Genomic DNA, 267 nt, shown 5'->3' on the forward strand with positions numbered 1-267 from the left:
GGTATGTGGCGAGTAAGTTTTTTTACATGCTTGTATCCTTGTTCATACTGATCTCAGCCACTTTTTTTCTTATGAAGGCCATACCGGGGGATCCGTTTATGGGAGAGAAAAAACCATCGCCTGAAATCTTGGCGAGGCTGATGGAGCAGTATGATTTGGATAAACCGGTTTTTCAACAATACACGAAATATTTAGGTAATATCATTCAAGGTGATTTCGGATTGTCTATGAAGCATCAGGGGCAATCGGTTACCGATATTATAGTAG

General features: G+C 40.4%; 1 pseudogene. It reads left to right on the forward strand.

The window, feature by feature from the left end:
• Positions 1-38: 38 nt before the first annotated feature.
• A pseudogene (locus ACSNOG_RS33430) lies at positions 39-267 on the forward strand (ABC transporter permease); the annotation flags it as partial.

The organism is Streptomyces sp. URMC 124 (assembly GCF_051386455.1).
Classification (GTDB): Bacteria; Actinomycetota; Actinomycetes; order Streptomycetales; family Streptomycetaceae; genus Streptomyces.